Source organism: Shinella sp. GW835-FHT14H05 (genome assembly GCF_058793575.1).
Genome location: NZ_JBXAFY010000001.1, coordinates 1195355 through 1221194 on the forward strand (window position 1 = coordinate 1195355; position 25840 = coordinate 1221194).

Sequence of the window (25840 nt, forward strand, 5' to 3'; positions counted from 1 at the left end):
CGGTGGCGACCGGCCTGCGGTCAATGGGGGTGATGGGAGGCGATTTCCGCCATCTGCTGCTGGTTCTGTTCGACGCCCTCGCGAGTCCTCTCGATGCGCTCGGCCACCATCTGGTCGACCGGGTTCGGCTCGCGCTTCCAGGGCTGGCGGCCCTTCAGCACGCCGGAATCATGCACGATCTCTGCGACATATTCTTCCTGCCGGTAGGCCATGACGTGCACGCCGGAAACGCCCTCGATCTCCTTCACCTCGTTGATGATGTCGATGCAAAGCTGCTTGCCTTCCTTCTTCTGGTCCTGCGCGCCTTCGAGCCGCGCGACGATGGAGTCCGGAATGTGGATGCCGGGCACGTTGGAGCGGATCCACTTGGCGGTCTTGGCTGACGCCATCGGGCCGACGCCGACGAGGATGAAGCACTTTTCGTGCAGGCCGAGGTCGCGCACCTTCTTCATGTATTCCCGGAACATCGGCACGTCGAAGCAATACTGGCTCTGGACGAACTGCGCGCCCGCCTCGATCTTCTTGCCAAGCCGGTAGGGGCGGAAATCGTAGGGCGGGGCGAAGGGGTTGATCGCAGCACCCAGGAAGACCTTCGGCGGCGTCGTCAGCTTGCGGCCGGACAGGAATTTTCCGTTGTCGCGCATGATGCGCACGGTTTCGAGCAGCGACATGCAATCGAGGTCGAAGACGGGTTTGGCACCCGGCTGGTCGCCGGCCTGCACGCCGTCGCCGGTCAGGCACATCATATTGGTGACGCCCATGGCGGCACCGCCGAGGACGTCGCCCTGGATGGCGATGCGGTTCTTGTCGCGGCAGGCGATCTGCATGATCGGCGCATAGCCCATGCGGGTCAAAAGCGCGCAGATGCCGACGGAGGACATGTGGCAATTGGCGCCGGACGCATCGACCGCGTTGATGCCGTCCACCCAGCCGTCGAAGATCGCGGCGCGTTCGTAGACGTCTTCCGGGTTGGCGCTGTCGGGCGGGTTGAGTTCGGTCGTGACCGCGAACTCGCCGCGGCGCAGCACGCGCTCCAGCCGGCCGAGGGAGGAGTGGCCGGGCAGCGGATCGAGCGGCAGGTGGGGGCCGAGCGGGTTTTCGTCGATATGCGCCATGGATCAGGCGTCCTTTCCGGCTGCGGCAGCGGCTTCCTTGGCGGCGGCGGCTTCGGCGGTGACGCGCAGCCACGAGGAGGTCTCGCGCAGCGACTGGTTCACCGGCTTCTGCACGTTCATGATGGCATTCCCCTTCACCATGTTCTGCGAGCCCTTCCACGCCTGGACCCAGACGCAAGGCATATCCGGCTCCACTTCGCAATTGCCATTGGCGCGAACGCCGCCGCAGGGGCCGTTGCGAAGCTGCTTGGGACAGTTCATCGGGCAGGACATGCCCGTGGACGACAGCGCGCACTGGCCGCACATGCGACAGTCGAAGAGGAAACCCTTCACATGCTTTTCGACGAAGGTGATCGGACGCTCAACGCGCTGGTAGCCGAAGAGTTTCCACACCGGGTGCAGCAGCAGGAAGAGATCGGCGAAGCGGTGGTAGAACCATTCCAGGAAGCGGGAATTGCGCACGGCCCACAGGCGGACCGTGTATTTGCGCCGTGCACGGCGGCTCGGCGACACGCCGGCCGGCGTGAAGGCGCCGGTGGCGGCCTTCTTGGCGGGCGCGGCGTTGCCGGGTTTCGGATCAGCCCCCGGTTTCGGATCAGCCACTATCTCGGCCTCCGGCTTTGACGAGTGCGACGAGGCGCTCACGGTCATAGGCTTCCTCGAATTCGGCCGCGGCCTTGTCGGCTTCGGCTTCGAGGTCGTCGGAGACGGGCACCGGATCGGCCTTGCGCCATTCGGCGAGGTAATCGTCGGTCTCGGCGGCACCCGTGCGCATGGCGCACATGTCGATCGCCTCGGTGAAGCGCAGCGACAGTTCGCGCTTGGCCGTCGCGCGGCCCTTCTTGATGATGACCTGGGCGGGGATGTCGCGCCAGTAGACGATGATGCGGTCTGCCATGTCGAAATTCTCCCAGAGCGTTTCTTCGGGTCGCGAAAACGCTCTTCCTCATATTTTTCGCAACTCCGGACGGAAAACCGTCGCACAGTTTCTCCCGGATTGCTCTAGCGCTGACAATGCGGTCTGGCTGCGTCGCGGGCTTCTTTCGCCACGACTGCCCCATGCTCAAAAACGACGTCGGATTCGACTGTCCAGAGGTTTTACCAGATGCCGCGGGTCACGCCGTTCCAGAGCCAGGTCCAGATCGGCGGATGATACCATTGCCGCGAGGGCGCCGCTATTTTCAAAGGCTTGAGGTTGCCGGTGACAGCATCGTGCAATGCCTGCACGACGATGCCCGTGGAGGCCGCGGTCTGGAGCAGCGGATAGGTGTGCATCGTGTCGCGTTTGGAAGGTTTCTTCCGCTGCTGGTAGAGCACGTCGCCGGTGTCCACGCCGGGATCGACGAGGTGCACGGTCGCCCCGAAATTCACCTCGTCGGACTGGATGCGTGACCAGTAGCCGCCCTGCAGGCCGCGATATTGCGGGTTGATTCCGGCATGGAAATTGAGGACGGGGCAGGAAATGGCGGAGAGTGTTTCCGCCTTCATCATGCGGCAGCTGACGAGAAGCAATGCGGCCGGCCTGATGTCGCCGACGGCTTTCAAGAGTTCCGGGCTGTTGGCGGATGGCACCATGATGCGGCGGATTCGCGAGTCTGCGGCGGTGCTTACGCCGAACTCTTCAATGATTTCCTGAGCGCGGGCGGTGGTGAAGCGCTTGCCGAATTTGGAGACCATCATGGTGGCGAGCTGGCCGAGCGCCTGTATCCAGCCGAGCTTTTTCGCACGCCGGCGGATGAAGAGCTTTTTCGATTCGGGCTGTTCCTCGATCACAACGAGGTTCGGGAAGGCGGCCTTCACGGCATTGACGACGATTTCCGGGTTGGGACCGGGCTGGATGAGCATCGCCACCGTTTCCGTCCGTGTTTCGCGTTCCGTCATGTCCAAGCCCCGCCTTCATTTGGGCGGCATCATCCTCGTGAGGGCTTAGGAAGCGGTAACTGCGGCAGCGGATTTACACGGCAGGGCTAAGGATTGGTTAGCGGGCGCGCAGCAGCTCGGCGCCGAGGTCGCCATAGCCGGTGAAGCGGTATTCGTAGGCGAGGCCGAGGTAGTCGGCGGCCTCCTGCGCCTTCTTCTGCAAGCTTTCGTCCTCGACCTGCGAGAGATAGACGAGCTTGGTGTAATTGCCGAAATACATGTCCTTCAGTTGCGGATAGCGGTCGAGCCCAAGCGGCTCGATGACGAAGGCGCGGAACTGGCGGGCGAGGAAATCCGTGAGGAAGAAGGCGGTGACGTCGTCCTCCGTCGCCGCGAAAGCCTCGTTGCCCGCGAAGAAGGAATAACAGTGCGGACCGGCGATGCGCTCGACGCCGAGCCTCTCGCAGACCTTGTCGAGCAGGCCGCCGGTGCCGCAATCGGCATAGCCGACGAAGACGCGCTCGAAACCGGCCGCGCGCGCCTCCTCGACGGCCTTTTCGACGCCGGGAGCGATTTTTTCGGGATGGGCGTGCCAGATGGCGGGCAGACAGAGAAGGTCAATATGGTCGAGCCCGTTGGCATCGCGGATGGCCAGAACCTCGCGCGCGATGGCGCCGCAGGCGATGACGCGAACCTTTTCGGCTTTCGTGCGTTCATCGCTCGGACTTCCGAGCTGAAGTTCTATGTCAACCGCATCCATGTAGAGGGACTCCGACCATGACTGGGACACACCTGACCCGCATCAGCATCGTTCTCGCCGCACTCCTGGCACTCAGCGCCTGCGGCAACACCATTCGCGGCATGGGACGGGATACGGCCAATGCCGTGGATGCGACGCAGGCCGCCGGCAACGACATCGACAACGCCGCAAACTAAACGTCGTGAGCGAATGGCGCCGATTCAAGACCGGCGCCGTCGCAATTCGGGTTTCAGGCGCCAGCCAGCATGTTGTGCTTGCGCTTCATGAATTCCTTGGCCGTTTCGACCGCCACGGCCGCGTCGCGGCAATAGGCGTCCGCACCGACGGCCTTGCCGAATTCCTCGTTCAGCGGCGCGCCGCCGACGAGAACGACGTAGTCGTCGCGCAGGCCCTTTTCCTTCATCGTGTCGATGACGACCTTCATGTAGGGCATCGTGGTCGTCAGCAGCGCCGACATGCCGAGGATGTCCGGCTGCTCGCGCTCGATGGCTTCGAGGTAGTTTTCGACCGGGTTGTTGATGCCGAGGTCGACGACGTCGAAGCCAGCCCCTTCCATCATCATGCCGACGAGGTTCTTGCCGATGTCGTGGATGTCGCCCTTGACGGTGCCGATGACCATCTTGCCCTGCTTCGGCGCGCCGGTGGCGGCGAGAAGCGGACGCAGGATGAACATGCCGGCCTTCATCGCATTGGCGGAGAGCAGCACTTCCGGCACGAACAGGATGCCGTCGCGGAAGTCGACGCCGACGATGCGCATGCCTTCGACGAGCGCCTGGGTGAGGATGTCGTAGGGTGCCCAGCCGCGTTCGAGCAGGATGTTCGTGCCCTCTTCGATTTCCTCCTTCAGGCCGTCGTAGAGGTCGTCGTGCATCTGCTGCACAAGCTCTTCGTCGGAAAGGTCGGCGAGAATGATATCGTCGTCAGCCATGGTGTTTCCTCGTCTCCATTGGCGCTTGCCACGCAGCAGGCCCGTTACACAGAAATATCCTGCCTGTTGCACGAACCCGATGTTGAAAGCGACGTCGCATACAGTGAAAAGCGACCCGCCGAACTCTTGTTCCATCCATAGCCCGCAAAGCCGTGAATTGACAGCGCAAACAAGCGAATGGCGCTACGATCGCCGTGGCATTCCCGCTATAGTCCGCGCCAAGCCGGTATTCAGCGTGCGCCACGGCTTGGCGCATTGAGAACCGTCCCGCCCCGGCGGCTTGCTAGCATAGGAAAAGAGGCGTCGCGATGCGCCGCGATAACAAGGAAAGACGGATCATGAGCGAGGAAATCCAGCAGGTGGCAGCCGAGGGCGCAAGCGAAGGCGGTGGCCGCCGTTCGCGTGGTGAGGGACGTGGTGCCGCCGCGCGGCGTGCATCGCGCACGGGCGGCGGTCCAGGCCCGTCGCTGCCCTACATCACCCGCAAGATCAAGGAATACGAGGTCCTCGACGAAGAAGGCCTGCAGCTGATCGAGAACAATGCCGACCGCGTGCTGGAAGAGATCGGCATCGAATTCCGCGAGGACCCGGAAGCGCTGGCGCTGTGGAAGGAAGCCGGCGCCGACGTGCGCGGCGAGCGCGTGCATTTTCCCAAGGGCCTCTGCCGCGAGCTCCTGAAGACCGCGCCGTCGCAGTTCACCTGGCATGCCCGCAATCCCGAGCGCAATGTCCAGATCGGCGGCAAGGCCACCGTCTTCGCGCCGGTCTACGGCCCTCCGTTCGTGCGCGACCTCGAAGGCAACCGCCGTTATGCGACGATCGAGGATTTCCGCAACTTCGTGAAGCTCGCCTATCTGGCGCCGTCGATGCATTCCTCGGGCGGTACGGTCTGCGAGCCGGTGGACGTGCCGGTGAACAAGCGTCACCTCGACATGGTCTACAGCCACATCAAATATTCCGACAAGCCGTTCATGGGCTCGGTCACCGCACCGGAACGCGCGGAAGACACGATCGCCATGGCGAAGCTCGTCTTCGGCGACGAGTTCGTCGAGAACAATTGCGTGACGCTGAACCTCATCAACGCCAACTCGCCGATGGTTTTCGACGAGACCATGGTGGGCGCGCTGAAGGTCTATGCCCGGCATAACCAGGCCTGCGTCGTCTCGCCGTTCATCCTGTCGGGCGCCATGAGCCCGGTCACGGTCGCCGGCACGCTGACGCAGATCCTTGCCGAAGTTCTCGCCGGCGCCTCCTTCACCCAGCTCATCCGCAAGGGTGCGCCGGTGCTGTTCGGCACGTTCGCGGCCTCGATCTCCATGCAGTCGGGCGCACCGACCTTCGGTTCGCCGGAGCCGTCGCTGGTGTCCTACGGTGCGGCCCAGCTCGCCCGCCGTCTCGGGATTCCGTTCCGTACCGGTGGCTCGCTCTGCGGCTCCAAGGTTCCGGATGCGCAGGCGGCGCATGAATCGGCGAACACCATCAACATGACGCTGCTTGCCGGCACGAACTTCGTGCTGCATGCGGCCGGCTGGCTCGAAGGCGGCCTCGTTTCGTCCTACGAGAAGTTCATGATCGACCAGGACCAGCTCGGCATGATGCAGAAGCTGGCCGAGGGCGTGGACCTTTCCGAAAACGCGCAGGCGCTCGATGCCATTCGCGAAGTCGGCCCCGGCAGCCACTATCTCGGCTGCGCCCACACCCAGGCCAACTTCCAGACCGCCTTCTACCGCTCGCCGCTCGCCGACAACAATTCGTTCGAGCAGTGGGAAATCGAAGGCCAGAAGCGCATCGAGGAGAGGGCCAACGCGCTGTGCCGCACCTGGCTGGAAAGCTACGAGGCGCCCTATCTCGACCCGGCGATCGACGATGCGTTGCTTGCCTACGTTGCCGAGCGCAAAAACTCCATGCCGGACGCCTTCACCTGAAAGGGTCCCGATCGCGCCAGGGAGCAAGGCGGAGCGACGCGGGTGGCCGACATGATTCAAAAAGAGGTCTGGCGTCCGCATTATGAACTTAAAGGGGACGTGACCCGGTGAGGGCGCGTCGCCCCTATCTCGACACCATCCGTGCGGCGCTTGCGCCGCACGGTCTTTTTTTGCGCGGTGTCGTGAATTTCGGGGAAAGCGAGGCGGCGCCGGTGCTGGCGGGTGGCAGCCCCGCTGCCAGCGTCGTGCTCGTCGGCAATATCGGCAGTTCCATCTGGCCGGCTTTTTCGCGCTGGCGGGAGGAACAGCCCGACCGCGGCGGCAGCGACCCGCTCGACACCTGGTCGAAAGCGGTTCTTCGAACCGTGGCCGTATCGGCCGGCGCCACCACCTGGTTTCCCTCCGATCCACCTTGGCAACCCTTCCAGCAATGGGCCATGCGTGCGGAAGGCCTGAAGGCCTCGCCGCTCGGTATCCTCATCCACCCCGTCTACGGTCTCTGGCACGGCTATCGCGGTGCCCTCGGTTTTGCGGAGCCGGTTGAGGATGTGCTGGCGTCAAGGGCTCCGCATCCCTGCAACCACTGTCCTGACAAGCCGTGCCTCACCACCTGTCCCGCCGGCGCCGTGCGGCCGGAGGCCTTTGACGTGCCGGCCTGCCGCAGCCATCTGCGCTCACGGCAAGGACAGGGCGGATGCATGGTCTCCGGCTGTATCGCCCGCGCCGCCTGTCCTGTCGGCGCCGGCTACCGTTACAATGATGCCCAGCTTCGTTTCCACATGGCGGCGCTGTCGCTTTGAGTGTTCGCTGCTAAATTCGCCGCATTGCCATCCGAGCCAGGAGTTCATGCGCGCAATTCTGTTTCTCTCCACCCTGTTTGCCGCCTTCGTCTTGCGGAGCACCGCCATGGCCGAACCGCCGAAATGCGCCGAGATCGAGCATCTTTCCGGCCGCTACACCGTCTGCACCTTCGATCCGGCCACGGAGACGATCCGCCTCTACGGCGCGGCGACGCTCGGCAAGGGCGGGGCGAGTTATGACCAGCTGAACACGCATCTGCTGCGCAACCGGCAGCACATGAGTTTCGCCATGAACGGTGGCATGTATCATCCGGACTACGGGCCGGTCGGGCTATTGGTTGAGCATGGCCGCGAGACCGGCGCGTTGAACCGGGACGATGCCTTCGGCAATTTCTTCCTGAAGCCGAACGGCGTGTTCTGGGTGGGTGAGGGCAAGGCGGGTGTGATGGAGACGGAAGCCTATGCAAAGGCCGGGCTTTCGCCGCAGGAGGCGACGCAATCCGGGCCGATGCTGGTGGTGGACGGAAACATCCATCCGAAATTCCTGGCCGACGGCACGAGCTTCCAGATCCGCAACGGCGTCGGCATCCTGCCGGATGGTCGCGTTGCCTTTGCGATTTCGAAGGATCCCGTGCGCTTCCACGATTTCGCGACGCTGTTTCGCGATCGGCTGCAATGCCAGAATGCGCTATTCCTCGACGGCAGCATTTCCAGCCTCTATTCCCCGGAAATCCGGCGTCACGATCGGCGTGCCGTGATGGGCACGATCATCGCCGTCGTGAAAAATCTGCCGGGTTGAGAAAAAATCTTGCGCCGCCACCCAAGGATTGCCGCCTGACGCACGTCTGAAAGGATAGTGCACCGGAATCGGGATGGACCCGTGGAAACAGAACTCGTCGAAAAGGCGGCTTTGGGCGACAGGCAGGCATTCGCCGCGCTTGTCGAAGGCCGCTATGATTTCATCCATGCCGTCGCCTGGCGATGGTGCGGCGACCGGCAGGATGCCGAGGACGTGGCGCAGGAGGTGTGCATACGCCTCGCCGCCGCGATCCGCGGCTTCAAGGGTGCCAGCCGCTTCGGCACCTGGCTCTATACGGTGACGCTGAATGCGGCGCGCGACCAGATGCGCAAGCGCCGCCGGGCCGAATGGCGCGATGCCGCCTATCTGCGCGAGCAGGCGGTGCTCGACAGCCGGCCTGACGACGATGGCAGCGAGGAGCTATGGCACGCCGTGCGCCAGCTTCCCGACAAGCAGCGCGACGCCGTGCTGCTGATCTACGGCGAGGGACTGAGCCATGCCGCCGCGGCAGATGTGCTCGGCTGCGCCGAAACGACGATTTCCTGGCATGTGCACGAGGCCCGCAAGCGCCTGAAGGTGCTTTTGCGCGATGCGGCTGCGTGACGGAAGGATAGACGATGACCGACCTCGACCTCGACAAACTCGCCCGCCGCAGAGCGCCGGCTCCGGATGCTGAGGCCCGCGCCCGCGCGTTCGCCTCCGCCATGCAGGCTTTCGACGATGCGGAAAAAAATGCGACCGCCCCCCAAGGTTCTGCCGGTGGCGGGCGTCGAAGCTCCATGTTCAACCGAATTTGGAGCCCTATCATGAACCGCAGACTTCTCGCCGGCTCGGCCCTTGCCACGCTTCTCGTCGTGCCCGTCGCCGGCCTCGTCACCTATGAAATGGTGCGCAACGGCACCGTGCCGCTCACCACCGAGACGGAGATTGCGGCAACGCCCGTGGATCAGGACGTGCGCCTTCGCAAGCAGGAGGCCAAGAAGGTTAAGGACGAGCTGCAGGCGACCGTGGAAAACGGCGCCGCGGCCACGGCTGCCGACACGGCCCAGGCCACCGGCACGCTCGCCACCGAGCAGGCGCCGGTCGCCGAACTGCGCGAGGAGAAGGAGGCGGCCGCGGCCGTGCCGGAATCCTTCGCTCTCGGCGGTGCCGCCAATGTCGATGTGCTGAGCCGGTCGATCGCGCAGCCCTCCATCGTGGCGGATGGCATTACCATGCCGATGCCGGCGGAAGACCGCGAACGTTTCGCCTCCGCCGATCCGAACCCGGTAAAGAGCGTTGCGACCGATCCGGTCTCGACCTTCTCGGCGGATGTCGATACGGCGTCCTATTCCTATGTGCGCAGCGCGCTTCTCGGCGGCAGCCTGCCGGATCAGGAGTCCGTGCGCGTCGAGGAGATGGTCAATTATTTCCCCTATGACTGGAAGGGGCCGGAGACGGCGGACAAGCCGTTCAACGCCACCGTCACCGTCATGCCGACGCCGTGGAACAAGGACACGCAGCTTCTGCATGTCGGTATCAAGGGCTTCGAGACGGTGGCGACGGCGCAGCCCTCCGCCAACCTCGTCTTCCTCATCGACGTGTCCGGCTCGATGGACGAAGCCGACAAGCTGCCGCTCCTGAAGAGCGCCTTCCGCCTGCTTGTCGGCAAGCTGAAGGATACGGACACGGTCTCGATCGTCACCTATGCCGGCAATGCCGGCGTGGTGCTGGAGCCGACGGAGGCAAAGGAGCGCGACAAGATTCTGTCGGCCATTGACAATCTCCAGCCCGGCGGCTCAACGGCCGGCGCGGAGGGCATCGAGGCGGCCTACCGGCTGGCGCAGAAGGCCTTCAAGAAGGATGGCGTCAACCGCGTCATGCTGGCGACGGACGGTGACTTCAATGTCGGCCCGGCGAGCGACGAGGACCTGAAGCGCATCATCGAGGAGCGTCGCAAGAGCGGCATCTTCCTCTCGGTGCTTGGTTTCGGCCGCGGCAACTACAATGACGGCATGATGCAGACGCTGGCGCAGAACGGCAACGGCACCGCCGCCTATATCGATACGCTCGCGGAAGCCCAGAAGACGCTGGTGGAGGAGGCGGGGTCCTCGCTCTTCCCGATCGCCAAGGACGTCAAGTTCCAGATCGAGTTCAACCCGGCGCGCATCGCCGAATATCGCCTGGTCGGCTACGAGACCCGCGTTTTGAACCGCGAGGACTTCAACAACGACAAGGTGGATGCCGGCGATATCGGCTCCGGCCACCGGGTGACCGCGATCTACGAGGTGACGCCGAAGGGCAGCCCCGCCGTGCTGAACGATGCGCTGCGCTATGGCAACGAGCAGGCGGCCGCAACACCGGTCGCCGGCAGTTCGGAACTCGCCTTCCTGAAGATGCGCTGGAAGAAGCCGGACAGCGACACGAGCGAACTCGTGACCATGCCGGTGACGGACGCTAATGGGGTCACTGACGTCAACGCGGCCGCCACGGACGTGCGCTTCTCCGTCGCCGTCGCCGCCTTCGGGCAGAAGCTGAAGGGCGTTTCCGCCCTTCAGGACTACGCCTACGGCTCGATCCTCGGCCTCGCGCAGGCGGCCAAGGGCGAAGACCCGTTCGGCTACCGGGCGGAATTCCTGAAGCTCGTGCAGCTTGCCGGCGGTCTTTCGGGGGAGAAGGCGCAATAACGTCCTTCCTCTCGATGGCGGGGAATGGCCGCCTTTAGTCCCTCCAGCCGTTCGCCGTATCGTTTCGACCCTTCCCCAGGCGGGAAGGGTCGATCGATTGTGCCTCGTGCAGCGTCAAGCCTATGTCGCGCAACAGGTGGTCGTCTCCGCGGGCGAGAATCAATTGAAACGCCTCCCGTTCCGCCCGGGCCTGACGCCGCCGCGCCACCGCCATTCTCAGCGTCTTCGTCCATCTTCGGAAAATGTTCATCGCCCTTGCCCTTCCATTTCCGGACAGAGCCAAGCAAAGCGGTAGACATTTCACAAACGAATAGCGATTATGGCTGGCATCAGAAAAAGCGATGGCGCCATGTATCCTCCTCTCGAAAGCGATCTGCTCAGAATTTTCGTCGCCGTGGCCCAGGCCGGCAATGTCACCCATGCGGCCGAAAGGCTCGCGCGCACGCAATCCGCTATCAGCATGCAGGTGCGCAAGCTGGAGGAATCGGTCGGCGCGACGCTCTTCGAGCGCGGCCCGCGCGGTGTCGCGCTGACGATGGAGGGCAAGCGGCTGCTGCCCTATGCGCGGCGCATCGTCGGCCTGGTCGACGAGACGACGGCGGCCATGCGCACGGCGCCGCTCGACGGGCCGGTGCGGGTCGGCATACCGGAAGAATACAACCAGACGGTCCTGCCCAATGCGCTCGCCGCCTTCGCCGAAATCCATCCCAATATCGAGGTGACGGTGCTCTGCGGCTACACGTCCCAGCAACTGGCGGCGCTGGAGGCGGACGAGCTTGACCTCGCCATCATCTTCGACTGGTGCGACGGGGTTTCCGGTGAGCTTCTGGCGATCGACCCGACCGTCTGGGTGGGTGCGGTGGCGCATAACCGGCATCTGGAGCGCCCGGTGCCGGTCGCCGTCTACTGGCGGTCGAGCTGGTGCCGGGATTTCGCGCTACGCTCGCTGGAGCGCCACACGATCCCGTACCGCATCGCCTATACCTGCGATACCAGCGGCGGTCTGCGCTCCGCCGTCGCGAGCGGCCTCACCATCGCGCCGCTCTCGCGCAGCAACATCCCGCCGGGCGCGCGCGAACTCACGGTCGCGGACGGCTTTCCGCAGATCGATTCCTCGCGTGTCGTGCTGAAGCGCAATCCGCGGCGCGGCGGGCCGGCGATCGACGGCATGGCGGATATGCTGCGCAAATCCTTCGGGCCGGTGGCGGCCGCGGCGGATCAGGCTTTCGGATAGGCCCGTTCCAGGCCGCCGGAGCGAGTGAGCCCGGCGCGGAAGGCGGCGTAGGCGGCGTGCTGGCTGGAACGGGCGGTTTCGGTGAGCCGCACTTGCAGGCGCGCCGGCGCCACGGTTCCGAGCCATTCGCCGAGCTTTTCCAGCTTCAGCGCATTGAGGAAACGCGCGTCGGCGGCGCGGTCGAGATGCAGCGCCAGCCCTTCCAGCAGGTTTTCGTCTTGCTTGGCGTTTTCCATCAGCAGGCGGAGATAGGCCTGGTCGGCCTCGCCCAGCGCCGCAAGCTTGTCGGCGACGGTCTGCCGGTCCGGAAAGGCTGCAAGGTCCGCACTCATCGTCATCCCCCAGAGAATCGTGTCGCCTCTGGATAGGCCGCGGAAAAACCGGTCGCAAGCCTGTCGGGCATGTTTGGATGAAAAATCCAATATTGACAAAATATCCACGATCGGATTGTTTGCCGCCATGTTCGAATCATCAAACGCCGATACGCTGCTTCGCCAGCACGCTGCCACCGCTGCGGCCATCTCGACCCTGTTCTATCCACATGCCGAGATCGTGCTGCACGATCTCGAAACGGGCCTGATCGCCGGCATCTGGAATGCTTTTTCCGGCCGCAAGGCGGGCGTGGAATCGCTCGTCGAGGACGCGCTGGAAGGGGCGGGGGAAGGGGGCGTCTACGGCCCCTATGAAAAGACCGGCGAGGACGGGCGGCGGCTGAAATCGGTGACCGCCGTGCTGAAGGACGATCACGGCCAGGCGATCGGCCTCCTCTGCATCAACATGGACGTCTCGCATTTCGACGCGGCCGCCAAGCTTCTCGCCGCCTTCACCGGGGCCGTCTCACCACGCCCGCCTTCGCTTTTTGCCGGCGACTGGCGGGAGGAGATCAATACGGCGCTGCATGACTGGCTGCGCACCCGCGGCCTGGCGTTGACGGCGCTCAAGAAAGGCGATCGCGTGGCGCTCGTCGCGGCCCTCGACAGCCGCGGCCTGTTCCAGACGCGCAATGCCGTCGATCACCTGGCCTCCCTCCTCGGCGCCTCGCGCGCCTCGATCTACAATTATCTCGCCGATGCCCGGCGCAGCCAGAAGGACAGGACCCCATGACAACGCTGCCGGATTTCCGCCTCGAAACCCATTTTTCGCGCTGGGAGTTCAAGGCGCGCCACCACATGACGGCGAGCGACGCCGAGACCATGACCATGTCCGAACTGCTGGCGCTCGCCGGCCCAGAAGACCGGGAAGCGTGGGAGCGCGTCTCGCTCGGTTATACCGAGACCTGGGGCGCGCCGGCGCTGCGCGACACCATCGCCACCACCTATGACACCTTGTCCGGCGCCGATATCCTCACCTTCGCCGGGGCGGAGGAGGGGCTTTATTGCGCCATGCTGGCTTTGCTTTCGCCGGGCGACCACGCCATCGTCACCGTGCCGAACTACCAGTCGATGGAGACCATGCCGGTGACGATCACCGGCAATGTCACCGGTGTGGCGCTGCGGCCGGAAAACCGCTGGCAGCTTGATCTCGACGAGGTGCGCGCGGCACTGCGGCCGGAAACCAAGCTCATCGCCGTCAATTTCCCGAACAATCCGACAGGCGCCATTGCCTACCAAAATATCTTTCGCGGCCTCGCCGATCTCTGCGCTGAGCGCGGCATCCATCTCTTCTCCGACGAGGTCTATCGTGGACTGGAAATCGACGCGGAAAAGCGCCTGCCGCAGGCGGCGGACCTGTTCGAAAAGGGCATTTCGCTCAATGTCATGTCGAAGGCCTATGGCCTCCCGGGCCTGCGCATCGGCTGGATCGCCTGCCGCGACCACGCGCTGCTGGCGCGCATGGAGAAGATGAAGCACTACCTCTCCATCTGCAACGCGCGGCCTTCCGAAGTGCTGGCCGGCATCGCGATCAAGGCGCGCGAGACGATTTTCGCGCGCAATCGCGCGCTCTGCGCGGAAAACATGGTCAAGATCGGCGCCTTCTTCGCCGATTTCCCGCATCTCTACGACTGGGCAGCGCCGGATGGTGGCTGTGTCGCGTTTCCGCGGTATCTCGGCAAGGACGGCGTGGAGGAACATTGCCAGAGGCTGGTTGAAGAGAAGGGTGTGCTTCTCCTGCCCTCCACCCTCTACGTCTCCGACCTCCTGCCCGTACCGATGGACCGCTTTCGCGTCGGCGTCGGGCGGCGCAACATCGATGCGGGGCTTGACGCTTGGCGGGCGTTTCTGGCGGGGGCTTGATCGATCGTGTCAGGCACCCACACGGGTGAGTTTTGCCCGCAGGTCATCGAGGCTCGCGAGGAACCAGATCGACCGGCCCTTGTTCGTCTCGCGCACGAAATCGCTGAGCGCCTTGCTGTTTTCGAGCAGCGGGGCAACGTCGCCGATGATGGCGCAGCGCAGGTGGTAATTGACGAATTTCTGGAAGACGGTGCCGGCGATACGGGTTTCGAGCCGGAGGAAATCCGGGCCGAGGCGTTCCACCGGGATGGCGATCAGTTCCGCCTCCGTCGAGAACGCTTCGCTGATAATGTCGTTGCTGTCCGCTTCCGTCACGATCGGCGGTCCGTCAATGGCGAGCACGAGAACTTTCGTGCCGGCCATGTCCATCGTGTTCGTCATCTGAGTCTCCGTCGTCGTTCGGACCTATACCTTCTTCAGAATGTCGGTCGCTTTATGATCGTCGTCGACGCCGTCGATCAGCAGCACGTCGCCCACCGAATTCAGCGTGCGAAGCGGCAGGATCGCGCGGTAGGCCTCGGATGCGTACCAGCCCTCTGCGTCCTTGCGGGTCGGAAAGGACAGCATGATCACGTCGCCGGCGAAGCTGCCTTCCAGCACGCGCTTGTTGCCGTCGCCATGGATCACGAACTTGCCGCCGAAGGGCGCCATGGTGGCGTCGATCCCCTCCAGATAGGCGACGATCTGCGGACCCATCGTGACATTGTGAAGGTGGGCGAGGGCGTAGGTGGTCATCGGGTTTCTCCTGTGAACGGGTTTCGTTGACAGGCAGACTAGGCGGTCGGGTGCGGCGGATCGATTACCTTGCAGGTAATGGCCGCCCCTATGTCGACAAAAAGCCGCCCGCGGCGGCTGATGCAGGATCCTTCGAGAGGGCTCAGCCTCGGCGGCGGCTGCTGCGTTCGCGGGCCGGCTGGGCGGCGCTTTCGTCGGCGGTCTTGTTGCGCAGCGGGCCGATCCGCTCGATGATCGTCGCAAGCGCCGGGCGTTCGCGCGGCTCGTGCGCGTCGAGCGCCACGCGCATCGCGGCGAGGTGCTCGCAGGAGGTGCCGCAGCAGCCGCCGATGATGCGCGCGCCGGCATCGCGGGCAAGTCGCGCATATTCGGCCATCAGCGGCGGTGTGCCGGAATAGTAGATTTCCGCGCCGCGATATTCCGGGATGCCGCAATTGCCCTTGACGACCACGGTCGCCGACGGATCGGCGCCGGTCATGTCGAGCAGCGAGGAGAGGATGTCGGAAGCGCCGACGCCGCAATTGGCGCCGACGGCGAGCGGGCCTTCGCCGATATCGCCGGCAACGCCGTGGATGTCCCGCGGGTGCAGGCCCATCATGGTCTTGCCGGCGGTGTCGAACGAGCCGGTATAGACGAAGGGCAAGCCGACCTTGGCCGCACCTTCGGCGGCGGCGCGGATCTCTTCCGGCGACGACATCGTCTCGATCCAGGCGACATCGGCGCCGCCGGCCTTCAGGCCCTCGATCTGCTCGACGAAGGCGGCGACGGCGTCGTCATAGGTCATCGCGCCGAGCGGCACGAGCAATTCGCCCGTCGGGCCGACGGAGCCGGCGACGATGACCTTGCGATCGGCCTTGTCGGCGACGGCGCGGGCGATCTCGGCGGCCTTCTTGTTGAGGTCGAAGACGCGGTCCTGCGCATGGTGCAGCTTCAGGCGATGGCGCGTGCCGCCGAACGTGTTGGTGAGGATGATGTCCGCGCCGGCATCGACGAAGTCCTGGTGGAGCTTGGTGATGTTTTCCGGCTTCGCCTCGTTCCAAAGCTCCGGCGCTTCCCCGGCTTCGAGGCCCATGGCGAAGAGCGAGGTCCCGGTTGCGCCATCGGCAAGCAGGAAGGGCTTTTCGGCAAGAAGCTCAGCAAGCGGGTTCGTCGCGGTCATCGGCATATCCTTCTGTTTGTTGCATCATATAAAGATTTCTTTATGTGATTGCAATCGTGTGTCGCCGGTAAAAGAAAAGAGCGCCCGCGAGGGCGCTCAAAAAACAATACCTCCCCTCGTCATGGTCGGGCTTGACCCGACCATCCATCCACCGGCACGCCGCGGATGTGGATCCTCGGGTCAAGCCCGAGGATGACAGAGGAGAGGGCGTGCTTCAGGCCGCCTTCGCCTCGTGGCTTGTCGGCGTCACCATGCTGGAGATGATCGCGCTGAGGCTGAGGGCGCCGATCGGCTTGCCGGATTCGTCGATGACATGGGCGAGCGTCTGGTTGACGGCCGTCATGGCGCGGGCCGCAACTTCCAGCACGGTGCCCTTGACGATCGGCATGCCTTCCGGGTTGCCGGACAGCGGCGCCATGATCGTCTCGACATTCACCACGCGGCCGCGGTTCACTTCCTTGACGAAGGCGGTGATGTATTCGTCGGCGGGGTTCAGCACGATTTCCTGGCCGGTGCCCTGCTGCACGACCAGGCCGTCGCGCAGGATGGCGATCTTGTCGCCGAGACGCAGCGCCTCGTCGAGATCGTGCGTGATGAAGACGACGGTCTTCCGGAGTTCCTTCTGGAGATCGAGAAGAACGGTCTGCATGTCGACGCGGATCAGCGGGTCGAGCGCCGAATAGGCTTCGTCCATCAGGAGGATATCGGCATCGTTGGTCAGCGCCCGCGCGAGGCCCACGCGCTGCTGCATGCCGCCCGAAAGCTGGTTCGGGTAGTGGTTCTCGAAGCCGGCAAGGCCGACGCGCTCGATCCACTGCTTGGCCCGCTTTTCACGATCGGCAGCGCCGACGCCCTGGATTTCCAGGCCGTAGACGGTGTTTTCCAGAACCGTGCGGTGCGGCAGCAGCGCGAACTTCTGGAACACCATCGCCGTCTTGTGGCGGCGGAATTCGCGAAGGTCGTTCTCGCTCATCTTGCAGACGTCGACGCCGTCGTAGAGCACTTCGCCGGCGGTCGGGTCGATCAGCCGGTTGATGTGGCGGATCAGCGTCGATTTGCCGGAGCCGGAGAGACCCATCACCACCATGATGCCGCCCGCCGGCATCGAAATGTTGATGTCGCGCAGGCCCAGCACATGGCCGTATTTCTGGTTCAGTTCCGCCTTGCCGAGACCCTTCTTGACTGCATCGACATAGTCGCCGCCGCGGGGTCCGAAGATCTTGTAGAGATTGCGGACCTCGATTGCATGACTAACCATGAATTACCTCCGAATGCTTCTGCAGCCGTCTGCCATAGGCCTGGCTCGTACGGTCGAAAATGATGGCGATGGCCACGAGCGCGAACCCGTTCAGGAACCCGACCGTGAAGAACTGGTTGTTGATGGCCTGCAGCACGTTCTTGCCGAGACCGCCCACACCGACCATCGAGGCGACGACCACCATGGCGAGCGACATCATGATGGTCTGGTTGATGCCGGCCATGATGGTGGGAAGTGCGAGCGGCATCTGCACGTTCTTGAGCTTCTGCCAGCCGGAGGAACCGAAGGCATCCGCCGCCTCCAGCACTTCCTTGTCGACGAGGCGAATGCCGAGATTGGTAAGGCGGATCATCGGCGGCACCGCATAGATGACGACCGCGATCAGCCCGGGCACCTTGCCGATGCCGAAGATCATGACGACGGGAATGAGATAGACGAAGCTCGGCATCGTCTGCATCACGTCGAGCACGGGATTGACAAAAGACTGCACCCGGTCGGAGCGCGCCATGACGATGCCGATCGGTATGCCGACGATGATCGCGATCATCGTACAGACCGTCACCATGGCGAGCGTCACCATCGTGTCGTTCCACAGGCCGAGAAGGCCGATGGCGAGCATGGAAAGTGCGGTGCCGATGGTAATCTTCATGTTTCGGCTGCCGAAATAGACGATCGCCACCATGATGATCAGGATGATCGGCCAGGGTGAACTGACAAACAGCCGTTCGAGATAGTTCAGGAACCACTGCAATGGCTGCACCATTGCATCGATGATGTTGACATATTCTCTGACGAGGCCCTTGAAGCCGTCGTCGATGACTTTTCGTGCCGCGCGGACGCTGGCGTCACTGAAGGCCGGAAACTTACATAGAAAGCCTGGCAACAATTCGCATATGCCTGCCATCCTTTTCCCCTCTTTCTACCGGAAGTTATTGTCCCGCATCGCAAAGAAACGAGTTTGCAATTGCGAACGGAACGGTGCGCACAGGGATATTCTTGTTCTGGTTCCCGGCTTGCAGTTCGTCTTTACACGAACTGCCGCTTGATACTGTGCTGTTTGCGACCTCTGCAGTTTCTTGGGCGGGCGTCAGGCAAAAAGCCAGCGCCCTCGTTCAGGTCGCGAAAGGCCGGCAGCCGGGGAAGGCTGCCGGCGAGAGTGCGTCAGAGGGCGGCCTTGACCTTCTCTGCGACGTCCGGGGCGACCCACTTGGTCCACATGTCCGGATAGTTTTCGAGGAAGTACTTGGCAGCATCCTCGTTGGTGCCCTGGTTGTCGGTCATCCAGGCGAGAACCTTGCCGACCGTGCCGTTGTCCCACTGGCGGGTCTTCATGTAGTCCATCGCGACGCCGGCCTTCTCGGAGAAGGACTTGGTCACGACGGTGAAGACGTCCGAGGTCGGGTAGGAGTTGACCTTGGGATCGGCGCAGTCCGGAACCGCCGTGCAGGCGTCCCAGTCGGCCTTGTTGTGTTCGACGCCGAAGGACAGGCGCGTCATCTCGTACTTGCCGAGAATGGCGGTCGGCGCCCAGTAGTAGCCGAGCCAGCCGGTCTGCTTTTCGAAGGCGTTGGCGATCGAGCCGTCGAGGCCGGCCGCCGAGCCCGTGTCGACGAGCTCGAAGCCGTCGGCATCGGCGTTCAGCGCCTTGTAGAGGTTGGCGGTCGAGACCTGGCAGTTCCAGCCCGACGGGCAATTGTGCACGGCGCCCTTCGAGGCGTCTTCCGGCGCCGGGAAGAGGTCGGGATGCTTCAGCGCGTCCTGAACGGTCTTGATGTCTGGATGTGCGTCGGCAAAGAATTTCGGAATCCACCAGCCTTCCACGCCGCCTTCCGAGAGAAGGGGAGCGAGCTGGATCAGCCGGCCTTCGGCGATGGCCGCGTCGAGCGGTGTGCGCACGGCGTTCACCCACATTTCGGGTGCGACGTCCGGCTCGCCCTTTTCGTTCATCGAGGTGAAGGTCGGCATGGTGTCGCCGGTCACCAGCGTGACCGTGCAGCCGTAGCCGTTTTCGAGAATGAGCTTGTCGACATGCGCGGCAACGCCGGCAGACGCCCAGTTCATTTCGGCTATCGATACTTCACCGCAGTCGGCCGCCTGGGCGGCACCGGCAAAGCCGTAGAGGCCGGCAGCGAGGATAGTGGAAGCAAGGAGCTTCTTCATGAGTTTTAAGACCTCCCAGTCTTGGATGCAGCGATCAACCCGGAAGGCAGCGCAGGCTACTGCGTTGTCCCGTCTGCCCGAAAGTTTTACGGCAGCCATGGAGGTTCGATGCCAGGTGAGGCGAGCCAAATCCCCCTGCTGCAACGACGCCGAGCTTTTTTCTGGTCCGCCGGCGGAACCCTGTCACCGGCGTCGTCTTCTCGTACGTCACAGGGGTAGCCTACGGGTTCTTATTGAGAAATCAACCTCCTGCGCGTCCATCCTCTGTCAGTTGCGGTCCGGCGGGAGGGCAAGATGCTGAAAAACCGGCAACCATACGGTGGAAAAAATGGGCGTTTGCTCGCATCGGGGCAAATGTCCGCGGGGCCGATAGACTGGCGGCGCATGATGGTCGTTGAATGCGGACATATCCTGTTCCGTATGCGCCGCTTTGCGCTCGCAAAAAATATTTCGCGGTTTTTCAAAAAAAATCGCGATTCATCTTTGCTTAAGCTCCCGATAACGGTCCGGTAAGGATGTGCCGCTATTGCTTTGGACATGGCGGGGGACACCGCCGTCCGCTCCGGAAAGGTCTAGCGTACCGGAGTGCCTTGGGCTCCGATGCGTTTTTGTCGGAAGCCGCCATGCGTATCTGGCAAGCCGTGCATCACTTAACGGGATGCACGGCTTTCGCCGTTCTGGCGCACCTTCAGAAAACAAAAATCCATAAAAAAACGCCGCCTCCCGGAGAGAGGCGACGTTCCATGCGAGCGGACCTGACGTCGCGCTCGAAACAATCAGCCGACGGAGCGCGTGCGGATGAAGCCAAGCGGACCGAGCGGGGCGTCCATGACGACGTTGCGCACGCGGGACTGGCTCTGGGGGGCTTCGCCGTTCCAGGCGATCTGTACGAAATTCGGCTTGCTGAAGATGAACAGCATGGTCTTTGTCCTTGAAACCCGAAGCCACTCGCCTCGGCTGTGTGATGACGTTGATATAGGCATGTCCGGGGCGAAAGTCACGATCGTTCACGGCGCAAAATGTCGCAGAATGAACAGCAGATCTGCCATGCTCGAATTGCATGACTTTCTGTTGCTGAATTGCATCTCCCGCCGCCCCCAAATTGGGGCGGAATTGCGGTAAATCAGGGCTTTTCGGCGACGGGGCGGAATGCTAGGGGGATGGTATGACGAGAACGATCATGCTGCAGGGAACCGGCTCCGATGTCGGAAAAACGGTATTGGTGGCGGGGCTCTGCCGCATCGCCGCAAACCGCGGGCTGAAGGTGCGCCCGTTCAAGCCGCAGAACATGTCGAACAACGCCGCCGTTTCCGCCGATGGCGGCGAGATCGGCCGGGCGCAATGGCTGCAATCGCTTGCCGCCCGCGTTCCGTCCTCCGTGCACATGAACCCGGTGCTACTGAAGCCGCAATCCGACGTCGGCAGCCAGATCATCGTGCAGGGAAAAGTCTTCGGTCAGGCGAAGGGGCGGGACTACCAGGCGCTCAAACCGAAGCTGATGGATGCGGTGCTGGAAAGTTTCGGGATCGTCTCGGACGGTGCCGATCTCGTTGTCGTCGAAGGTGCTGGCTCGCCGGCGGAAATCAACCTCCGGGCCGGCGACATCGCCAATATGGGTTTTGCGACGCGCGCCAATGTGCCGGTCGTGCTCGTCGGCGACATCGACCGCGGCGGCGTGATCGCCTCGCTGGTCGGCACGCATGCCATATTGCCGGAGGAAGACCGGCGCATAGTGACGGGTTATCTCATCAACAAGTTCCGCGGGGACGTGACGCTGTTCGACGACGGGATTACCGAGATCGGCCGCTTCACGGGTTGGCCGTGTTTCGGCGTCGTGCCGTGGCTGAAAGACGCCGCGCGCCTGCCGGCCGAGGATTCCGTGGTTCTAGAGCGACTCGCCAAGGGCGGCGGCGGCGCCTTGAAGGTGGCGGTGCCGGTGCTGCCTCGCATTGCCAATTTCGACGATCTCGATCCGCTGAAGGCCGAGCCGCAGGTCGATCTCGTCTTCGTGCGGCCGGGCGAGCGGTTTCCGGCCGATGCCGGGCTCGTCGTGCTGCCCGGCTCGAAATCCACCATTTCAGACCTCGGCGATTTTCGCGCGGCCGGCTGGGACAGGGACCTCGCGATGCATATACGCCGCGGCGGCCGCGTCATCGGCATCTGCGGCGGTTACCAGATGCTGGGTCACCGCGTCACCGATCCGCTCGGCATCGAGGGCAGCGAGCGCGAGGTCGAAGGCCTCGGGCTGCTGGCGGTCGAAACGGAAATGGCGCCGGAAAAGACCGTGCGCAACAGCACGGCCCGCTCGCTGCAATATGACGTGCCGCTGGAGGGCTACGAAATCCACCTCGGCCGCACCACCGGGCCGGATGCGCTGCGCCCTGCCGTGAGCATCGACGGGCGGGCGGATGGCGCGATCTCGCCGGATGGCCGCGTCATGGGCACCTATCTGCACGGCCTGCTTTCGAGCGACGCCTACCGGGCGCGGCTGCTCGCCGACTTCGGCATCGAGGGCGGCGGCTTCGATTATCGGGCAGGCGTCGACGTGGCGCTGGATGGTGTGGCGGCGGAGCTGGAGGCCGTTCTCGACCCGGCCTGGCTCGATCGCCTTTTAGGCAGCGCTGATTAAATCGCGCCCCTGAAACGTTCAGCCATCGGGTTCCTGTGACTGCCGGCCTGCCGCACCAAAGTTGCGCCAGAATTCGGTGCGAGGACAGATGGAAATCCGCCCGGTTGCCGGGCGCAGCGCCTTCGAAAGGGTGAGACGACTATGGGTTCTGGACCTCTCGCACGATCCGTTCTGGTGAGGATCGGCCTTGCAAGCCTCGTCGGGCTGACGCTCGCGGGCCAGCCGGCAATCGCCTTCGCCCAGGCCACCACCGGCAAGGAAGCCGGAAGTGCCGGAAAACGCTGGGAAGAGGAATTTTCGCTCTGGCAGAAGGTTTCCGCCGGCAGCGACCTCACGCAGTACGAAACCTATCTGAAGCAATATCCGAACGGCACCTTCGCCTCGATGGCGCGCCTGCGCATCGCCGAGTTGCAGGCCGCCGCCAAGGTGAAGCAGACGACCGGCACCTCCACCGAGCAGGCCGAGGCGGACGCCAAGGCCAAAGCGGAACAGGCGGCCGCTGCCGAAAAGGCGAAGGCGGAAGAGCAGGCGGCTGCGGAAAAGGCCAAGGCTGAGGAAGAGGCCCGGAAAACTGCGGAAGCCGAGAAGGCGAAGGCCGATGCGGAAGCCGCGCGCCTGAAGGCGGAGGCCGAGACGAAGAAGGCCGAAGAAGAAGCACAGAAGGCCGCCGAGGCCGAGAAAGCCAAGGCGGAGGCCGAAACGGCACGCCTGAAGGCCGAAGCCGAGGCCAAGAAGGCTGAAGAGGAAGCGCAGAAGGCTGCCGAAGCCGAAAAGGCCAAGGCTGCGGAAGAAGCCCGCCTGAAGGCGGAAGCCGAGGCGAAGAAGGCGGAAGAAGAAACCGCCGCCCGTGCGCTGGCCGCGGAAAAGGCCGCCGCCGAGGAGAAGGCAAAAGCGGAAGCCGCGGCCGCGGAAAAAGCCCGCACCGAAGAGGCCGCCCGCCTGAAGGCGGAAGCGGAACAGAAGGAAGCGGCTGCGCGCAAGCTGGCCGATGAACAGGCCGCCGAGGCCGAGCGCCTTAAGGCAGAGGCCCAGGCGGCTGCGGACAAAGCCAAGGCCGAAGAAACGGCGCGCCTGAAGGCCGAAGCCGAACGCCAGAAGGCCGAAGAGGCCGCGGCCGCGCAGAAGGCGCGGGCCGAAGAGGAAGCCGCCGCCCGTCGCGAGGCCGAAGCCAAGCGCATCGAGACCGAGAAGGCCGTCGCCGAAGAAAAGGCGCGCATCCAGGAAGAGGCCGCCGCCGCGCGCAAGCTTGCGGAAGAGAAGGCGGCTGAAGTGGAGAAACTGAAGGCCGAAGCGGCACGCGCTGCGGCGGATGCCGAGGCCAAGGCTGCGGAAGCCGCCCGCCTTGCCGAAGAGGCTGAAAAACGCGCCGAAGAGGCTGCTGAAGCCGCAAAGCAGGCGGACACCGAAAATACTGAAACCGAGGGGGCCGACACCGGCGAAGCCGCGACGGCCACCCGCGAAACCGAAACGCAGGACGCCGAGCGCAAGAACCGCGGCCTCGCCATCGAACGGGCCGACGACGCGAAGAAGCGCGAGGAGGAGATCTTCGAAAAGGCCGTGCTCGGCGGCACGCAGGAATCGTTCCAGGCCTATCTCGACGAATATCCGAATGGTCGTTTCGTCGGGGATGCCCGCGAACGGCTCGCAGCGCTGGCCGATACCAAGCGCGAGGAGGCGGTGACGCCGAAGCAGGAAACCGAGACGGCCATCATCGACACCGAGCGCCAGGCCATCGAGGAGCGGCCGATCGTCGATCCCCGCGAGGCCTACATGGACCGGTCGATTCGGGTGCAGGCACAGCGCTTCCTGAGCGCGCTCGGCTACAATACCTACGGCGTCGACGGCGTCTTCGGCCCGCGCACCCGCTCGGCGATCGCCGCCTGGCAGGGTTCCTCCGGCTATCGCGCCGATGGCTACCTGTCGCGTCCGCAATACCGCGCATTGCGGCAGGCCGCGCAATATGCCGAAGCCCGGCAGAACCGCCAGCGCCGCTACCAGCAGGACTACGACGTGCTCGAAGGCCCGGTCGATGGGTACTATGAAGAGCGCGAATACCGCGGCGACAGCTACTACAACGATGGCGGCGGTCTGGTGATCATTCCGGGCTATTGAGTGGGTGACGGCGGTTTCAGCACAGGCGATGCCGCTGCGGATCGATTGACTTGCGCGATGCGGAAGCATAATCATCCGGATTATTGGATGGTTCCCGGATCCGGAAACGGATCGGGGAGTAAATGGGAATGTGACGCGGCGGACCCAAATAGGGCGCTGCAATCACGGCCGACCCCGCGACTGTAGAGTGGCGAGGGACGTTCATCCGGAGGGCAGGATCTGGTGCGGGACGAAGCAATGGTGCTTCAGGCCGTGCCAGGGAGAACCCGCCGGAAAAGCCACTGGGTGGCATCGCGATAAGCCGGGGCCGGACGCCTCTTAGTCTACGAATCGTCCACCCTTTTGCGATGCGTCTACCCGGGAAGGTGAGAATGTTCCGCAGGCGTTGAAAAGCGCCGGACGCCGCGAGCCAGGAGACCTGCCAGCCGATGAGGGCATTTCGCCCGACCTGGGGAGGGGCTTCCCCAACGCCTGCACGGAGGTTGTCATGGCTGTTTCTTCAACGTCTTCTGTTACCCTTTCCGCAAACGACCGCCTTGTTGCCGGCGTTTTCGCGCTTCTGATCGGCGCTTTCCTGGTTTTCGGCGCGGGCCTCGCGAATTCGGCCGTGCTGCATGACACGGCGCACGACACCCGTCACTCCTACGGCTTTCCCTGCCACTAAGGAGTTTTTGACATGATCGTTCGTTATCTCCTGGCCGCCCTGGTGGCCGGGCTGTTCTCCGGCGTGCTGATGACAGCCGCCCAGGAGGCGCGAGTCGTGCCGCTCATTCTCCATGCGGAGGAATTCGAGGGCGGCGGCGAAACCGCGCCGGCCACCGAAGGCACCACGCCCGCTACCGATGGCGCCACGCAGACGCAGGAGCATTCTTCGCTCGGCGCCGTCCTTCTGGATGTGGCTTCGTCCTTCTCGCCGATCTCCGTCGCCTATGCCCATGAGGGCGAAGAGCACGAAGAGGGCGGTATCATGTTCGGCATGAGCCGGTTCTCCGGCACGCTGCTCGCAAACCTCGTGACCGGCTCGGGCTTTGCCCTGTTGCTCGCCGGCTTCAGCCTCGTTTCCGGCCATCCGATCACGGTGGCGAACGGTGCGCTGTGGGGGGCTGCCGGCTGGCTTGCCGTGCACATGCTGCCGGCCATCGGCCTGCCGCCGGAGCTTCCGGGCTTCCCGGCCGCCGATCTCGGCGATCGCCAAGTCTGGTGGGTTGCGACCATCGTGCTTTCCGCGGCAGGGCTCTACCTGCTCTTCCTCAAGGACGGCATCGTCGCCAAGATCGCCGGCATCGTGCTGATTGCGGCGCCGCAGGTCTACGGCGCGCCGCAGCCGGGCGACATTTCCAGCAATGTTCCGGCCGTTCTCGGTGCGGAGTTCGCCGTCGCGGCGCTCGCCACGACGCTGTTCTTCTGGATCGTGCTCGGCCTCTCGCTGGGTTTTGCCAACGAAAAGATCGCCAAGGCCGCCTGAT

At 63.9% G+C, this 25840-nt stretch carries 27 protein-coding genes and 1 riboswitch; of the genes, 13 read left to right on the forward strand and 14 right to left on the reverse strand.

Annotated features, from left to right (window positions below; all coding sequences use genetic code 11):
* Window positions 1-20: 20 nt before the first annotated feature.
* From AC1Q6Z_RS05870 to AC1Q6Z_RS05890, 5 genes are all read right to left on the reverse strand, one after another.
* Complete coding sequence (locus AC1Q6Z_RS05870; protein WP_256115457.1) at window positions 21-1115, reverse strand: methylenetetrahydrofolate reductase; 1095 nt, start codon at window positions 1113-1115, stop codon at window positions 21-23.
* Window positions 1116-1118: 3 nt separating this feature from the next.
* Window positions 1119-1718 carry a methylenetetrahydrofolate reductase C-terminal domain-containing protein gene (locus tag AC1Q6Z_RS05875; protein ID WP_256115458.1) on the reverse strand — a complete coding sequence of 200 codons (600 nt, stop codon included), beginning with the start codon at window positions 1716-1718 and terminating at the stop codon, window positions 1119-1121.
* Window positions 1711-2013 carry a virulence factor gene (locus tag AC1Q6Z_RS05880; protein ID WP_492647032.1) on the reverse strand — a complete coding sequence of 101 codons (303 nt, stop codon included), beginning with the start codon at window positions 2011-2013 and terminating at the stop codon, window positions 1711-1713. The genes AC1Q6Z_RS05875 and AC1Q6Z_RS05880 overlap by 8 nt, the downstream gene beginning before the upstream one ends.
* 200 nt (window positions 2014-2213) lie before the next feature.
* Window positions 2214-2996 (reverse strand): formyl transferase, encoded by a 783-nt coding sequence (locus AC1Q6Z_RS05885; RefSeq protein ID WP_492647033.1) that lies wholly within the window; start codon window positions 2994-2996, stop codon window positions 2214-2216.
* 97 nt (window positions 2997-3093) lie between these two features.
* The gene (locus tag AC1Q6Z_RS05890) at window positions 3094-3735 is read right to left on the reverse strand and encodes a DUF1638 domain-containing protein (protein ID WP_492647034.1); all 642 of its coding nucleotides are present in this window, start codon (window positions 3733-3735) and stop codon (window positions 3094-3096) included.
* A gap of 17 nt (window positions 3736-3752) precedes the next feature.
* Here AC1Q6Z_RS05890 and AC1Q6Z_RS05895 point away from each other — a divergent pair, with 17 nt between their 5' ends.
* On the forward strand, window positions 3753-3911 hold the full coding sequence (locus AC1Q6Z_RS05895; RefSeq protein WP_256115462.1) for an entericidin domain-containing protein: 159 nt from the start codon (window positions 3753-3755) through the stop codon (window positions 3909-3911).
* A 53-nt stretch (window positions 3912-3964) separates the two neighbouring features.
* Here AC1Q6Z_RS05895 and AC1Q6Z_RS05900 read toward each other — a convergent pair whose 3' ends face one another.
* Complete coding sequence (locus AC1Q6Z_RS05900; RefSeq protein ID WP_256115463.1) at window positions 3965-4663, reverse strand: corrinoid protein; 699 nt, start codon at window positions 4661-4663, stop codon at window positions 3965-3967.
* 338 nt (window positions 4664-5001) lie between these two features.
* On the opposite strand from AC1Q6Z_RS05900, the gene AC1Q6Z_RS05905 reads away from it, so the two are divergent.
* The 6 genes from AC1Q6Z_RS05905 (at window position 5002) to AC1Q6Z_RS05930 (ending at window position 12087) form a co-directional block, all read left to right on the forward strand.
* The gene (locus tag AC1Q6Z_RS05905; protein WP_439618973.1) at window positions 5002-6588 is read left to right on the forward strand and encodes a trimethylamine methyltransferase family protein; all 1587 of its coding nucleotides are present in this window, start codon (window positions 5002-5004) and stop codon (window positions 6586-6588) included.
* A gap of 107 nt (window positions 6589-6695) precedes the next feature.
* A complete protein-coding gene (locus AC1Q6Z_RS05910) occupies window positions 6696-7388 on the forward strand; it encodes a ferredoxin (RefSeq protein ID WP_492647035.1) in 693 nt (230 codons plus the stop codon).
* 46 nt (window positions 7389-7434) lie between these two features.
* The gene (locus tag AC1Q6Z_RS05915) at window positions 7435-8187 is read left to right on the forward strand and encodes a phosphodiester glycosidase family protein (RefSeq protein ID WP_492647036.1); all 753 of its coding nucleotides are present in this window, start codon (window positions 7435-7437) and stop codon (window positions 8185-8187) included.
* Between the two features lie 81 nt (window positions 8188-8268).
* A complete protein-coding gene (locus AC1Q6Z_RS05920) occupies window positions 8269-8790 on the forward strand; it encodes an RNA polymerase sigma factor (RefSeq protein ID WP_439627666.1) in 522 nt (173 codons plus the stop codon).
* Window positions 8791-8804: 14 nt separating this feature from the next.
* The gene (locus tag AC1Q6Z_RS05925; RefSeq protein WP_492647037.1) at window positions 8805-10853 is read left to right on the forward strand and encodes a vWA domain-containing protein; all 2049 of its coding nucleotides are present in this window, start codon (window positions 8805-8807) and stop codon (window positions 10851-10853) included.
* Between the two features lie 349 nt (window positions 10854-11202).
* Complete coding sequence (locus AC1Q6Z_RS05930; protein WP_492647258.1) at window positions 11203-12087, forward strand: LysR family transcriptional regulator; 885 nt, start codon at window positions 11203-11205, stop codon at window positions 12085-12087.
* On the opposite strand, the gene AC1Q6Z_RS05935 is transcribed toward AC1Q6Z_RS05930, so the two are convergent.
* A complete protein-coding gene (locus AC1Q6Z_RS05935; protein ID WP_435266998.1) occupies window positions 12072-12419 on the reverse strand; it encodes a hypothetical protein in 348 nt (115 codons plus the stop codon). The two genes, AC1Q6Z_RS05930 and AC1Q6Z_RS05935, sit on opposite strands and share 16 nt — an antisense overlap.
* Before the next feature lie 127 nt (window positions 12420-12546).
* On the opposite strand from AC1Q6Z_RS05935, the gene AC1Q6Z_RS05940 reads away from it, so the two are divergent.
* Entirely contained in the window at window positions 12547-13191 is a 645-nt protein-coding gene (locus AC1Q6Z_RS05940; protein ID WP_492647038.1) for a helix-turn-helix transcriptional regulator, read from the forward strand.
* Window positions 13188-14321: an aminotransferase class I/II-fold pyridoxal phosphate-dependent enzyme gene (locus tag AC1Q6Z_RS05945; protein WP_492647039.1), complete on the forward strand. Its 1134-nt coding sequence runs from the start codon at window positions 13188-13190 to the stop codon at window positions 14319-14321. The genes AC1Q6Z_RS05940 and AC1Q6Z_RS05945 overlap by 4 nt, the downstream gene beginning before the upstream one ends.
* 9 nt (window positions 14322-14330) lie before the next feature.
* Here AC1Q6Z_RS05945 and AC1Q6Z_RS05950 read toward each other — a convergent pair whose 3' ends face one another.
* From AC1Q6Z_RS05950 to AC1Q6Z_RS05980, 7 genes are all read right to left on the reverse strand, one after another.
* A complete protein-coding gene (locus tag AC1Q6Z_RS05950; protein WP_492647040.1) occupies window positions 14331-14702 on the reverse strand; it encodes a DUF4180 domain-containing protein in 372 nt (123 codons plus the stop codon).
* 24 nt (window positions 14703-14726) lie between these two features.
* On the reverse strand, window positions 14727-15056 hold the full coding sequence (locus AC1Q6Z_RS05955; RefSeq protein WP_256115475.1) for a DUF1330 domain-containing protein: 330 nt from the start codon (window positions 15054-15056) through the stop codon (window positions 14727-14729).
* A gap of 142 nt (window positions 15057-15198) precedes the next feature.
* Window positions 15199-16215, reverse strand: a complete 1017-nt coding sequence (gene bmt, locus AC1Q6Z_RS05960; RefSeq protein ID WP_439627650.1) for a betaine--homocysteine S-methyltransferase — start codon at window positions 16213-16215, stop codon at window positions 15199-15201.
* Between the two features lie 214 nt (window positions 16216-16429).
* The gene (locus AC1Q6Z_RS05965; protein WP_492647041.1) at window positions 16430-17473 is read right to left on the reverse strand and encodes a quaternary amine ABC transporter ATP-binding protein; all 1044 of its coding nucleotides are present in this window, start codon (window positions 17471-17473) and stop codon (window positions 16430-16432) included.
* On the reverse strand, window positions 17466-18377 hold the full coding sequence (locus tag AC1Q6Z_RS05970; protein ID WP_256115478.1) for an ABC transporter permease: 912 nt from the start codon (window positions 18375-18377) through the stop codon (window positions 17466-17468). The genes AC1Q6Z_RS05965 and AC1Q6Z_RS05970 overlap by 8 nt, the downstream gene beginning before the upstream one ends.
* A 257-nt stretch (window positions 18378-18634) precedes the next feature.
* Window positions 18635-19633: an ABC transporter substrate-binding protein gene (locus AC1Q6Z_RS05975; protein WP_256115479.1), complete on the reverse strand. Its 999-nt coding sequence runs from the start codon at window positions 19631-19633 to the stop codon at window positions 18635-18637.
* A gap of 776 nt (window positions 19634-20409) precedes the next feature.
* Window positions 20410-20553, reverse strand: coding sequence for a hypothetical protein (locus AC1Q6Z_RS05980; protein WP_256115480.1), 144 nt, complete (start codon window positions 20551-20553; stop codon window positions 20410-20412).
* A gap of 245 nt (window positions 20554-20798) precedes the next feature.
* On the opposite strand from AC1Q6Z_RS05980, the gene AC1Q6Z_RS05985 reads away from it, so the two are divergent.
* The 4 genes from AC1Q6Z_RS05985 (at window position 20799) to AC1Q6Z_RS06000 (ending at window position 25839) form a co-directional block, all read left to right on the forward strand.
* On the forward strand, window positions 20799-22262 hold the full coding sequence (locus AC1Q6Z_RS05985; protein WP_492647042.1) for a cobyric acid synthase: 1464 nt from the start codon (window positions 20799-20801) through the stop codon (window positions 22260-22262).
* 141 nt (window positions 22263-22403) lie between these two features.
* Window positions 22404-24374 carry a peptidoglycan-binding domain-containing protein gene (locus AC1Q6Z_RS05990; protein WP_492647043.1) on the forward strand — a complete coding sequence of 657 codons (1971 nt, stop codon included), beginning with the start codon at window positions 22404-22406 and terminating at the stop codon, window positions 24372-24374.
* A gap of 71 nt (window positions 24375-24445) precedes the next feature.
* A riboswitch (cobalamin riboswitch) is annotated at window positions 24446-24814 on the forward strand.
* 47 nt (window positions 24815-24861) lie between these two features.
* Window positions 24862-25038 carry a CbtB domain-containing protein gene (locus AC1Q6Z_RS05995; protein ID WP_256115483.1) on the forward strand — a complete coding sequence of 59 codons (177 nt, stop codon included), beginning with the start codon at window positions 24862-24864 and terminating at the stop codon, window positions 25036-25038.
* Window positions 25039-25050: 12 nt separating this feature from the next.
* Window positions 25051-25839 (forward strand): CbtA family protein, encoded by a 789-nt coding sequence (locus AC1Q6Z_RS06000; RefSeq protein WP_492647044.1) that lies wholly within the window; start codon window positions 25051-25053, stop codon window positions 25837-25839.
* Window position 25840 lies beyond the last annotated feature (1 nt).